The 13284-nt window shown below is 47.1% G+C and carries 8 protein-coding genes; 7 read left to right on the forward strand and 1 reads right to left on the reverse strand.

Annotation, left to right across the window (positions count from 1 at the left end):
- Positions 1-20 precede the first annotated feature (20 nt).
- Positions 21-821 carry an MBL fold metallo-hydrolase gene (locus tag BJR36_RS09670; protein WP_091233408.1) on the forward strand — a complete coding sequence of 267 codons (801 nt, stop codon included), beginning with the start codon at positions 21-23 and terminating at the stop codon, positions 819-821.
- 32 nt (positions 822-853) lie between these two features.
- Here BJR36_RS09670 and BJR36_RS09675 read toward each other — a convergent pair whose 3' ends face one another.
- Positions 854-1438, reverse strand: coding sequence for a helix-turn-helix domain-containing protein (locus tag BJR36_RS09675; protein ID WP_091233579.1), 585 nt, complete (start codon positions 1436-1438; stop codon positions 854-856).
- On the opposite strand from BJR36_RS09675, the gene BJR36_RS09680 reads away from it, so the two are divergent.
- The 6 genes from BJR36_RS09680 (at position 1429) to BJR36_RS09705 (ending at position 13068) form a co-directional block, all read left to right on the forward strand.
- On the forward strand, positions 1429-2484 hold the full coding sequence (locus BJR36_RS09680) for an amino acid permease (RefSeq protein ID WP_242875513.1): 1056 nt from the start codon (positions 1429-1431) through the stop codon (positions 2482-2484). The two genes, BJR36_RS09675 and BJR36_RS09680, sit on opposite strands and share 10 nt — an antisense overlap.
- Positions 2485-2574: 90 nt before the next feature.
- Positions 2575-5703, forward strand: a complete 3129-nt coding sequence (gene ebgA, locus BJR36_RS09685; RefSeq protein WP_091233413.1) for a beta-galactosidase subunit alpha — start codon at positions 2575-2577, stop codon at positions 5701-5703.
- 318 nt (positions 5704-6021) lie between these two features.
- Complete coding sequence (locus BJR36_RS09690) at positions 6022-6459, forward strand: MarR family winged helix-turn-helix transcriptional regulator (protein WP_091233415.1); 438 nt, start codon at positions 6022-6024, stop codon at positions 6457-6459.
- Positions 6460-6532: 73 nt separating this feature from the next.
- Positions 6533-8275: an ABC transporter ATP-binding protein gene (locus BJR36_RS09695; protein ID WP_091233418.1), complete on the forward strand. Its 1743-nt coding sequence runs from the start codon at positions 6533-6535 to the stop codon at positions 8273-8275.
- A gap of 133 nt (positions 8276-8408) precedes the next feature.
- Complete coding sequence (locus BJR36_RS09700; RefSeq protein WP_242875522.1) at positions 8409-10247, forward strand: ABC transporter ATP-binding protein; 1839 nt, start codon at positions 8409-8411, stop codon at positions 10245-10247.
- A gap of 409 nt (positions 10248-10656) precedes the next feature.
- Positions 10657-13068, forward strand: coding sequence for an ABC transporter ATP-binding protein/permease (locus tag BJR36_RS09705; RefSeq protein WP_091233424.1), 2412 nt, complete (start codon positions 10657-10659; stop codon positions 13066-13068).
- The last annotated feature ends 216 nt before the right edge of the window (positions 13069-13284 follow it).

Consider the following 13284-nt stretch of genomic DNA (forward strand, 5'->3'; position numbering starts at 1 on the left):
GCGAAAGAAGGGGATAAGATATGAAATTGACTATGTTAGGAACTGGAATGGCTACCGTGACGGAATGCTATAACACCTGTTTTGTGATTTCGGATCAGGACAGGCATTTTCTTGTGGACGGAGGCGGAGGGAATCATATATTGAAGGCCCTGAAGGATGCCGGAGTGAAGACGACGGAGATCCATGATATTTTCGTGACCCATGAACATCTTGACCACATTCTGGGAATCCTGTGGCTCATCCGTGTCATCGGGACAAAGATGAACCAGGACAAATATGAGGGGAAACTGAATATCTACTGCCATCCGGAACTTGCAGAAGCAATCACGACGATTGCGGGACTTACCATCCAGAAGAAAGTATGTAGACTGATAGGAGAAAGAATCATTTTCGTTCCTCTGGACAACGGGGAAAAGAAGAAGATACTCGGCTGCAGGGTCAGGTTTTTTGATATACAGTCGACGAAGGCGAAACAGTACGGATTTACAATGGATCTTCCCGATGGAAAGGTTCTTACCTGCTGCGGAGACGAGCCCTACAATGAAAACAACTATGAATATGTAGGGGGCAGCACCTGGCTCATGCATGAGGCTTTCTGCCTCTATTCACAAAGGAATAAGTTCAAGCCTTATGAGAAGAACCACAGCACCGTAAAGGAAGCCTGTGAACTGGCAGAAAAGATGGAGATTCCGAATCTGATCCTGTACCACACAGAGGAGGAGAACCTGAAGAACAGGAAATTCCTTTACACCCGGGAGGGCCAGGAGTATTATCACGGAAATCTTTATGTGCCGGATGATATGGAGTCATTCGAACTTTAGGCAACAGTCAAAATAAAAGGGCGCTATGCAAACTAATAAACGTTTGCATAGTGCCCTTTCTGCATGCCGGCCTCGATAAACTGTCTTCTGTATTTAAGTGGGGTGATCCCCATTTTCAGTGAGAACTGTTTTGAGAAATAGGGCGGAGAGTTGAAGCCGACTGCAAAGCCAGTCGCCGTTATATCCAGATGGCTCTTTCTGAGCAGGTCGCAGGCCCTGTCGATCCTGAAATTCATAATATACTGCTTTGGACTGGTATTCAGATGCTTCTTGAAGAGTTTGAATATATAGGTCCTGTCGATATTGAATTCATCTGCGATGCTCTGGACGGAGATGTCATTGAAGTAGTTGGCGGAGATGTAATCCACGATCTTCCTGAAATAGAGTTCACCTGAGCTCAGGGTGCTTTCACTGGACTTGAGTTCCTTTTTGCTGAGGGTTCCCAGGAAGTGGTAGAGGCTGCCCATGGCCATATAATAATCCTGATTGGCGCAATAGTCGTATACCCTTCGGAAAGCATTGAGGATAGTATCATCCTTGTCATAGTGAAGCACGAAATTGCCTGAGGTCAGGCCGCAATCCTCCAGGACCGATCGTACTTTTCTGGGTGTCAACATATGTATCAATCAAAGGTGTTGACTGGCTGTCAAAAGTAACAAATGTTGCAGGCGTGGCAAAGATACTGTTAGGCATCATCTTCATCGTGCTGGCATTTTTTGTAATATTCGGATTGGGAAAAGCACCTGCACAGGCAATCGACCTTGCTGCAGTGAAGCCGAAATTCAACTGGACCTTCTTCATGACAATGGCATGGGTTCTCCAGGCAGTAGGCGGTGCTGAAAGCATCGGCGTTTATGTAAAGGACATCAAAGGCGGAAACAAAGCATTTGTAAAGACAATCATCCTTTCAACAGTTATCATCGGCGGAATTTATGTCCTCGGATGTATTGCAATCGGATTGATCGTTCCTGCGGAGGTTTTACAGAACAATTATTCCAACGGTATTTTTGATGTATTTGCAACATTGGCAGCAAACTTCGGAATCAGCGGAGTGGTGAGCCGTTTTGTAGGACTGATCATGCTGTTCTGCAACATCGGATCATTGGTAATCTGGACTGCCGCACCTGTAAAAGTATTCTTCTCGGAAATTCCGGATGGGATTTTTGGGTCCTGGGTAGCTAAGACAGATGAAAAAGGAAATCCGTACAATGCGCTTATCGCCCAGGCATTCGTAGTAAGCGTTCTTCTTATCATCCCTGCACTTGGTGTTGGCTCCATGGACAGCTTCCTCCAGACGCTGATCAATATGACTGCATCCACCGCCCTGATCCCGATGCTGTTCTTCTTTGTGGCATATATCGTGTTAAGGTGGAAAAAGGATGATATGGAACGTGACTTCAGGCTTGGAAGCAGAAAAGCCGGCATGGCAATCGGAGTCCTGCTGCTCTGCGTATTCATTTTCGTATTCTTCATGTCAACGGTTCCGGAGCCATCCCTGATTGCAGCCCAGCTGAACGGAACACTCGAAGAGGGTGTTACAAAACCGATTACCACGCTGCTCTACAATGTAGGCGGACTCGTTGCATTCTTAGGCTTTGCCCTTGTCTGCTGGAACCGATATGAAAAAAAGCAGGCTATTGAAGCAAAAGCGGTCAGGGAGTAGTGTCCTGATCATGAATGATAACCAAATGCAGCTGTCCGGTCGTCAGGGCTGGACAGCTGCAATTCGATACAGCAGAATAGGAGAAATAAGATGAAATTATGGGAAAACATAGAGATTGACGGAATCAACCGTCTGGAGCCAAGGGCTCATTTTTTAAGCTTTCCGACCAGGGAAGCGCTGGAAAGAAATGAAAACAGATATACGCATGCCTTCAGGAATTTGAACGGCTCGTGGAAGTTCCTATTCCTGGATGCTCCGGAATACAGCCCGGAGGGATTTTTTGAAAGCGGATTCGATACGAAGGACATGGATGATATTGTTGTGCCGGGAAACTGGCAGCTGCAGGGGTACGGAAAGATGCATTACTCGGACCTCTGGTACAATTTTCCTATCAACCCTCCTTATGTGCCTACGGAAAATCCAACGGGAATCTACAAGAGGACATTCAGAATCGGGAGCGAATTTGAAGGCAAGCGCATAATCCTCAGGTTCTGCGGCGTGGATTCCGCATACAACGTGTGGGTGAACGGCAGGGAAGTGGGATACAGCAAAGGCGCAAGAAATGAGGCTGAATTCGACATCACAGACATTGCAGTAATTGGTGAAAATGATGTGACGGTCCGCGTATACCAGTGGTCGGACGGAACCTATATCGAGGATCAGGATATGTGGTGGATGAGCGGCATATTCAGGGATGTGGAGCTGCTTGGAATTCCGGTCAACGGAATCTTCGACTTCAAGGTCGATACAGATCTGGACGCTGCCTGCAGAGATGCGGTCCTCAGGATAGCCGGAACGCTTTCAAAGGCGGAAGGGCAGACTGTGAAGGCCGAGCTTTTTGACGCCTGCGGAAACCTTGTTCTGGAGACGGAAACGGTGGCTGACGGCGAGAACTTCTCTTTCAGAGAACCAGTCGGGAACCCGGAAAAATGGACTGCCGAGACGCCGAACCTTTACAAACTCATTATTTCCGTGTATCAGGACAACGAGCTGATAGAGGCGATTCCCCAGAATGTCGGCTTCAGGAACATCGTACTGAATGGGGACACCTTCCTTGTTAACGGCGTGGCAATCAAGTTCAAGGGAGTCAACCGGCACGACTACAATCCGAAGAACGGCAGAGTTGTGTCAAAAGAGGAAATCGAGCAGGATATCATCCTCATGAAGCAGCATAACATCAATGCAATCAGAACCGCACACTATCCGAACTCCTACTACCTCTATGACCTGTGCGATACATACGGAATGTACCTGATTGCAGAAACAGACCTTGAATGCCACGGTTTTGAGCTGACTGGCGACTATAAATGGATCAGCGATGATCCGGCATGGGAAAAAGCCTATGTTTCCAGAATGATCAGGATGATCGGAAGGGATAAGAACCATCCTTCCATCCTTATGTGGTCTCTGGGCAATGAATCCGCTTTTGGACACAACTTCAGGGCAATGGCAGCAAAAGCACGGGAAATGGATCAGGGCAGGCTGATCCACTATGAAGGGGATTTCGATGTTGAAGTAGCAGATGTCTACAGCACCATGTATACATGGTTTGAAAATGACAAGAAGCCTTACCTGATGAAGGACATCATAGAAAAGAGCAGTAAGCCTCACGTGCACTGTGAATACTGCCACGCGATGGGTAACGGGCCGGGAAATCTGAAGGAATATCAGGATGCCACCTATGCCCATGACAAACTCCAGGGCGGGTTCATCTGGGAATGGTTCGACCATGGAATCTACAGCGAAACGGCGGACGGAGAGCCATACTACCGATACGGCGGGGATTTCGGGGATGATCCGAGCAACAAGACATTCTGCATAGACGGGCTTCTGATGCCCGACAGGACGCCTTCACCGGGACTTCTTGAATATAAGAAGGTGATAGAACCCATCTGCACGACAGCAGTCGACCTGGAAAAGGGGACAATCAGCCTTTTGAGCAGATTCGATTTTGCGGATCTGAACCAGTTTGACCTTGTATATGCGGTCATGGAGGATGATATCGTGCTGCAGAGCGGAAAAACAGAGATTCCTTCCATTCCTGCAAGGATGTCCGGGGAAATCAGCCTTCCATATAGTCTGGACTTTGAAGCTGTGCCGGGAGCAAACTATTATCTTAACATTTCATACCGCCTGAAAAGCAGCACGTACTATGCGCCTGCGGGACATGAGCTTGCTACGGCCCAGTTCGTTCTTCCTGTAAAAGCGGAAAAATACAAGGTATATCCGGTTGGAAGCCTGAGCGCCGTGAAAAGCCATACCACCCTTACAATAACCGGTGATACGTTCAGCGTGGACTTCGATCTTGTAAGAGGAAATATCATCAAACTGGTAAGGGATGGAATCACAGTCATGACCAAAGGCCCGAGACTTAATCTCTGGCGGGCTCCCATCGACAACGATATGGACGAACTGGTTCCGGACTATAAGACAAAATATTTCCTTCATCTCCAGCACGAGGTTGTAAAGGAAATCACTTATTTCGAAGAAGGAAACCACATGGCCGTCATAGTCAGGACAATCAACGGAACCACCAACAGCGCATGGCATTATGACACCACATACACATACAAAGTTTATTCTTCAGGGGATATAGAAGTGAAGGTGGCAGGCGTTCCGGCAGGAAGAATCCAGTGTGCTCCGAAGATGCTCCCTCGCATCGGGGTCACCATGCAGCTCGACAAAAACCTTTCCAAGGTAAGATGGAGCGGAAGGGGACCGGGAGAAAACTATGCAGATTCCAAAGAGGCGGGAATGTTCGGACTCTATGAAAACACAGTGGACGGAATATTCACGAACTATGTCCATCCGCAGGAAAACGGGAACCATATGGACTGCTCATTTGCTTCCTTTACGGATGACAGGGGGATGGGTCTTGTGGCGACTGCTGGAGATACTTTCAACTTCAGTGCATCCTACTACGAAGACAGTGATCTGGAAAATGCCAGACACACGTGCGAACTGAAAAAACGCGATTACATCGTGCTGCGCATCGACCACAGGCAGAATGGTCTGGGAAGCAATTCCTGCGGACAGAGGCAGCTTGAAAAGTACCAGTGCAGGTTCGAGGAATTCGAGCTTTCCTTCAGGCTGACTCCTTATAACAACAAAGAGGTAAGCGATAAGGCAATTGCCAGGGAGGAAATCGTAGCCGGATACAGGATAAAGGTGGAAAGCGAAGCGGATTGCAGCTATACGTTTTCACAATATAACAGATAAACAGAAAACACGAAAGGATGCCCTGCATATGCGGAGCATCCTTTCGTGTTTGTTCGCCCGGCATGGGCGCAATTTTAAGAGTTAAAGTCCAATGTGATAAAACATTTGCAGTTATGTTTGAATAAGGTTTACCCGTTTTGCTATGTGAAACGATTTTAAATGTTCAGAGTTTTGTACTGCCCGGCGATTTTATTCATGTATCAGTAATACAGTGCACCAGTCCGGATAGGGAATCAGAACTGAAAAAATGTTGACAACATGCACAATTCCATTTTATAATTAGTTAGAAATCTAACTAATCCAAGAGGAGCTGCAATTGTGAATAAGGAAATGAATATCGGACACAAGATCATACATATTTCGCGCCAGATTGACAGGATCATCGGCAAGAGGGTCGCCCAGTATGGCGTGACGAATATACAGGCCAAAATAATCGGATTCCTATATTGTGAATCTTCCAAACGGAATATCTTCCAGAAGGACATCGAAGAGAGGTTCGACATAAGACGTTCATCGGTAACCAGCGTGCTGAATCTGATGGAAAGTAACGGAATTATCCAGAGGGTCAGCGTCGAGGAGGATGGAAGGCTGAAGAAAATCATGCTCCTGGAAAAGGGGCGCGAGATTCAAAGCGCCGTGTACCAGCAGATCGTGAAGGTGGAAGACTACATGACAGAGGCACTGACACCGGGAGAACGGGAGCTGCTGTTTGAACTGTTGGATAAGATTTCCGAAAAGATTTCCGAAGAGGATTGATAAAGAGTTTGCCATGGCAAACTCTTTGTTTAAGGGAAAAATTAGTTAGAAATCTAACAAAGGAGGATGGAAAATGATAAAAAGAATGATGGCGTATATAGGTGAATTCAGGAAGGATACGATCCTGACACCTGTATTTGTAGTTTTGGAAGTAATGATGGATATCCTGATTCCATTTTTAATGTCGAAGATCATCGACAATGGAGTTGGCAGGGGGGATATGAAGTATGTGTATACAGTGGGAGCCCTTATGATAGGCGCGTCCCTGCTGGGCCTGCTTTTCGGAGTCCTTTCGGGAAAAACCGCGGCAAGGGCATCGACAGGGTTTGCCAGAAACCTGAGAAGGGGCATGTACCACAACATACAGGATTTTTCCTTCTCAAATATTGACAAGTATTCAACGGCAGGGCTGATCACAAGACTGACCACTGACGTCACAAACGTGCAGAATGCATTTCAGATGATCATCAGGATGTTCGTTAGGGCTCCGATTATGATTGTATCTGCAATGTTCATGTGCTTCTATATCAATGCGAAATTAGCCCTGGTTTTCCTGGGGGCGATTATTTTTCTTGGCATTATCCTGTATCTGATCATGATAGGGGTTCATCCGTTTTTCAAACAGCTGTTCAGAAAATATGATGATCTCAATGCCAGTGTCCAGGAGAATCTGACAGGCATACGTGTTGTGAAGGCGTATGTCAGGGAAGATCATGAAATAGAAAAATTCCATAAAGCTTCAGAAACCGTATACGATTATGCGATCAAGGCAGAAAAGATTCTTGTATTCAATGCCCCGGTCATGCAGTTTACCATGTATGTCTGCATCCTGCTGTTATCATGGCTTGGAGCAAAGTTGATTGTATCCGGCTCCATGACAACAGGCGAGCTTATGAGCCTGTTTACCTATATCAGTGCCCTTCTGATCAGCCTTATGATCATGTCCATGGTGTTCGTCATGGTGGTCATGGCAAAATCATCCGCTGAGAGAATCACGGAAGTGCTGGGTGAAAAAAGCGATCTGGCCAACAGCGGGAATCCGGTATTCACAGTGAAAGACGGCTCCATTGAATTCGACCATGTGGATTTCAGCTACAGTAAAAATGAAAACAACCTCAACCTGAAGAACATCAATCTGACCATCCATTCGGGTGAAACCATCGGAATCATCGGCGGAACGGGAAGCGCGAAGACGACCTTTGTCCAGCTGATTCCAAGGCTTTATGACGTGACGAAGGGCTCCGTCAGGGTAGGCGGGACAGATGTCAGGGATTATGATATCGAGACACTTAGAAATCAGGTATCCATGGTACTTCAGAAAAATGTCCTTTTTTCTGGTACGATCAAGGAAAATCTGAGATGGGGAAATCCGGAGGCAACAGATGAAGAGCTGATTACGGCATGCAGACAGGCCCAGGCAGCAGAATTTATAGAAAAATTCCCGAACGGATATGATAGCTATATCGAGCAGGGAGGCACCAATGTTTCAGGCGGGCAGAAGCAGAGGCTCTGCATTGCCAGGGCATTGCTGAAGAAACCGAAGATACTGATCCTGGATGATTCGACCAGCGCAGTAGATACCAGGACCGACGCTCTGATCAGGAAGGCATTTAAAGAGGCAATCCCGGACACGACGAAACTGATCATTGCCCAGCGTATTTCTTCAGTAGAGGAAGCGGACAGGATAATTGTTCTGGATGATGGAGAAATCAACGGTTTCGGAACCCATCAGGAACTTCTTGAGACAAATGACATCTACAGGGAAGTATATGAATCACAGATGAAGGGAGATGATAATGATGAAGCAATCGCATAAAACGGAAAGCATTGACGCAGCAGGAAAAGGCAAAGGACAGAATGCAGGCACAGGCGGAGAACAGAATCCAGGCACAGGCAGAGAACAGAATCCAGGCACACAGGGGAAAAAACAAAGGGCCTCGGGAAAGACCATGAAAAGGCTGATATCCTATGTGGTAAAGGAATATAAACTAAGCCTTCTGGTCGTTCTTGCAGCCATTATCCTGAGTTCCGTTGCAAATGTGGGCGGAACCCTGTTCCTGAAAAAACTGATTGACGGGTATATCCTGCCGATGATTGGGCAGACGGAGCAGGATTACAGCCCGCTTCTGAAAGCCCTCTCCATCATGGCGCTGATCTATTTTGGCGGCATAGTTTCAACCTATGTATACAGCCGGATTATGATCTATGTGGCCCAGGGATCTCTGAAAAAAGTCAGAAATGACATGTTTGCACATATGGAATCCCTGCCGATCGGTTTTTTTGATTCCCATGCCCATGGAAACATCATGAGCCTTTATACAAACGATACCGATACCCTGAGGCAGATGATCAGCCAGAGCATGCCCCAGCTGGCAGCCTCTGTTATCACAATTGTAAGCATCGCCATTTCTATGCTGATCCTGAATATACCGCTCACCCTTGTGGAGGTCCTGATGATGGTCCTCATCGTGTATCTTACAAAATATATCGGCGGGAAAAGCGGGAAATATTTCATGCTGCAGCAGAAAGATCTTGGATCCGTCAACGGATATATCGAAGAAATGATGGAAGGCCAGAAAGTCGTTAAGGTATTCTGCCACGAAAAAGAAGCGAAAAACAAATTTGATGAACTGAACGACGGGCTTTTTGAAAGCGCTGACAGCGCTAATAAATATGCCAATGCCCTGATGCCAGTGCTTGGAAACCTGGGATATGTAAATTATGTCCTGGTAGCAATCCTGGGTGCATTGCTTGCAATCTCGGGAATCAGCGGGTTCACCCTTGGCGGCATCGCCGCATTCCTTCAGCTTGCCCGAAGCCTGAACGGAACCGTTATGCAGATTTCAGGACAGCTCAATGCAGTGATTATGGCATTTGCAGGAGCTGAACGCATATTCAGGTTCCTGGATGAAAAGCCGGAGACAGATGAAGGATACGTCACTCTCGTAAACGTAAGGGAAGATGAAGACGGCGGCATTGAAGAAGTAAAAGAGCGTACGGGAGTGTGGGCATGGAGACATCCTCATGCAGACGGCACAGTAACCTATAAAAAAGTCTGCGGCGACGTGGCTTTTGACGATGTGGATTTCGGATACACGGAAGAAAAAATGGTTCTCCATAACGTAAAAATGTTTGCCAAACCTAGTCAGAAGATCGCTTTTGTCGGATCCACAGGCGCAGGAAAAACAACGATCACAAATCTGATCAACCGTTTCTACGACATACAGGATGGAAAAATCAGATATGACGGCATCAACATCAACAAAATCAAAAAGGATGACCTGAGGAGGTCCCTTGGAATCGTACTCCAGGATACCCACCTTTTTACCGGAACCATAGCTGACAACATCCGTTATGGAAAACTGGAGGCAACCAGGGAAGAGGTCATCGCAGCAGCGAAACTGGCAAATGCGGATCTGTTCATCAGGCATCTGCCTGAAGGCTACGATACCATGATATCCGGGGACGGCGCAAATCTTTCCCAAGGCCAGAGGCAGCTCCTCGCAATCGCCAGGGCGGCAATCTTCAATCCGCCGGTTCTGATCCTCGACGAAGCAACCTCCAGCATCGATACCAGGACGGAAGCAATCGTGCAGGAGGGTATGGACAAGCTGATGGAAGGCAGGACGGTATTCGTCATTGCCCACAGGCTGTCCACTGTCAGGAATTCCGATGTCATCATGGTAATGGAAAACGGAAGAATCATCGAGCGTGGAGACCATGAAGAACTCATCGGGAAAAAGGGCAAGTACTATCAGCTCTACACAGGTGCATTTGAACTGGCGTAGGTTCCGGATCAGAGACTGCGACGCAGCGCAGCCGAGTGAGAAAAGGTGAAGCTGCTGAAGAAGGATTGCAGAAGCAGGAACCAACCGTCTGGACAAACACCAGGCTGAAACCTACAGGACAGAAAAAAATCAGACCAGCATCGGTCTGATTTTTTTTCTGTCCTGTAGGCAGCTGTTTATAATATATTGCCGCTATGTTTATAAAAATTTCATCAAAGCCAGAAAAATTTATGACACCAGTTGGCTACGAATGGAATATAATAGAAGAGGCGGATTTGTCCATTGAATCCGCAAACTCTAACATATATAAGAACACGCTTTTGAAATCAAAGCGCGATTGTTGTAACTGTTTAACCGCAGCCTCAGGAACAACAGGCGGCTCAATATTTAAGATACAGGAGAAAAACAGATGCTGGAATTGAAAGACATAAAGAAACATTATAACGTAGGCGGAAACATCACAAAGGCCCTGGATGGGATTTCCGTTTCCTTCAGAAAGAAAGAATTCGTAGCCATACTGGGGACCAGCGGTTCCGGAAAGACCACCTGCCTGAATATCGTGGGCGGCCTTGATGCCTACGACTCCGGAGATATGGTAATCAATGGAAAGTCGACAAAGGCTTTCAAAGCCGAGGATTGGGACGCATACAGGAACAACACCATCGGATTCGTGTTCCAGAGCTACAACCTGATCTCCCATCTGGGCATCATTGAAAATGTCGAGCTTGGCATGACCCTCAGCGGCGTATCCAAACATGAGAAAAAGAAGAAGGCTCTCCAGGCCCTTGAACAGGTAGGCCTGAAGGAGCATATCCACAAGAGGCCCAACCAGCTCTCGGGAGGACAGATGCAGAGGGTGGCCATAGCCCGCGCCCTGGCAAACAACCCAGACATTCTTCTGTGCGATGAGCCTACAGGCGCCCTGGATACGACAACGAGCGTCCAGATCATGGATCTAATCCGGGAAGTAGCAAAAGACAAGCTGGTCATCATGGTCACCCACAACCCTGACATTGCCCATGAATATGCAGACAGAATCGTAGAATTCAAGGATGGAATGATCATTTCAGATTCCCATCCCCATGTGGAGCAGCCGAAAGAAGACCGCTTCCAGCTGAAAAAGACAAGCATGAGCTTTTTGACTGCCCTCAAGCTTTCCTTCAACAACATCAGAACAAAGAAGGGAAGGACTGCCCTGACAGCCTTTGCATCAAGCATCGGAATCATCGGCATTGCCCTGATCCTGTCATTGTCCGGAGGATTCCAGATACAGATAGACAAATTCCAGACAGACAGCCTCTCGAACTTCCCGATCACGATCACCCAGACAACCATGGACATGGATATGGAAACCATGTCGGAACAGTCCAGGGAAGCACGAAGTGAAATGATGGGTACTTCTTCATCAGAAGATGAATATCCGGATGCTGCTGCCGTTTATCCATATGACCCTTCCAAAAACAGCCGCGCGCATACAAACAACTTTTCCGACGAATACATCGAATATCTGGAAGAAATCGATCCTGGCATGGTATCCTCGGTAGGCTATACCAGAACCGTAGGATTGAACCTGTTAATGAAAAAGGACGGCAAACTATCATCCCTTTCATCAGGCGACATCGGATTTTCATCCTATCCGAAAACCATCGGTGAAGAGGACAGCATGTCCTATATCGAACAGAACTACGACCTTCTTGCAGGAAAATATCCGGAAGGCAAAAATGAGCTTGTGCTTGTCATATCAACAAAAAACACAGTTCCAATAAGCGTACTGAAGGCGCTGGGCCTTGATGCAGAGGCAGAAGAAATCCCCTTTGACGAGATCCTCTCCTTATCATTCAGGAGCGTAAAAAACAACGATTATTATGCAAAGACCAATCTTGGAATCTACACCATAAATCCTGACTTCGAAGCCGCATACAACAGCGAAAACAGCGAAGAGCTCAAAATAGCAGGCATCATCAGGCAGAAGGAAGACGTTGAGATTGCCGTCCTTGGAGAAGGAATCGCCTATGCCGACGTACTTGCCACGGATTTCATAAACGACGCAGCAGAATCAGACATTGTAAAAGCCCAGGAGGAAGCTGATTTCAACATCCTTACAGGCGAAAGCTTTTCAACAGCAAGCGCCATACCGTCCTCCATGGGCGGCAGTTCCAATTCCACGGCTTCCATGATGGGCATGATGGGAGGCGGTTCAGGTGCAGGCCAGAGCATGACAAAAGATGCCCTGCTTTCCATGCTCGGCGCAACGGGAACCCCTTACATGATCAACATATACCCTGTGGACTTTGAGTCAAAAGAAGCAGTGAAAGAGTATCTGAACACCTGGAATAACGACAAGGAAAAGGATGAGGCCATCTACTACACGGACCTGGCCGCAACGATGACGGACCTTACCGGCGGCATCATGGATGCCATCACCCTGGTGCTGATTGCATTTGCAGCCATTTCCCTTGTGGTATCCCTGATCATGATCGCAATCATCACCTATACATCAGTCCTTGAGAGGACAAAGGAAATCGGAATCCTGAAGGCGCTCGGTGCAAGAAAGAAGGATATCACCAGGGTTTTCGATGCGGAGACATTCATTCTGGGAGTATTTTCAGGATGTCTTGGAATTGCAATTTCCTACCTGCTGACATTTCCGATCAACAGCGTGATAGAGGCAATGACGGAGCTGCCGGATGTGGCACAGCTGAAACCGGTATATGCGATATCCTTGATTGCGGTGAGTACCGTTTTGACTATGATGGGTGGGCATATTCCGGCGAAGATGGCGGCGAAGAAGGATGCTGTGGAGGCGTTGAGGAGCGAGTAAGGGGTGGGAAGCCACTGGATGTGATTGAGTTTGAGTAATAAAGGAAAATCCTACAGCCCAGTTTTTATGCGGGTTGTAGGATTTGTTTTTTGTAATGGCTTTATAAAATGTACTTTTAAATAAATTAAAAATCAGTAGTATTATCGAAACTTGTACGGTATAATGATGTACAAGTAAGAAAAAAGATGCTAAATCATGTAGGGGCAAATCATAGCA

The sequence above is a fragment of the Anaerobium acetethylicum genome (assembly GCF_900096945.1).
In the GTDB taxonomy this organism is placed as follows: domain Bacteria; phylum Bacillota; class Clostridia; order Lachnospirales; family Lachnospiraceae; genus Anaerobium; species Anaerobium acetethylicum.

Bases quoted from the DNA above. Each gene is read 5' to 3' on its own strand.
- BJR36_RS09670 (WP_091233408.1), top strand. From the start codon at position 21: ATGAAATTGACTATGTTAGGAACTGGAATGGCTACCGTGACGGAATGC.
- BJR36_RS09675 (WP_091233579.1), bottom strand. From the start codon at position 1,438: ATGTTGACACCCAGAAAAGTACGATCGGTCCTGGAGGATTGCGGCCTG.
- ebgA (WP_091233413.1), top strand. From the start codon at position 2,575: ATGAAATTATGGGAAAACATAGAGATTGACGGAATCAACCGTCTGGAG.
- BJR36_RS09695 (WP_091233418.1), top strand. From the start codon at position 6,533: ATGATAAAAAGAATGATGGCGTATATAGGTGAATTCAGGAAGGATACG.
- BJR36_RS09700 (WP_242875522.1), top strand. From the start codon at position 8,409: ATGAAAAGGCTGATATCCTATGTGGTAAAGGAATATAAACTAAGCCTT.
- BJR36_RS09705 (WP_091233424.1), top strand. From the start codon at position 10,657: ATGCTGGAATTGAAAGACATAAAGAAACATTATAACGTAGGCGGAAAC.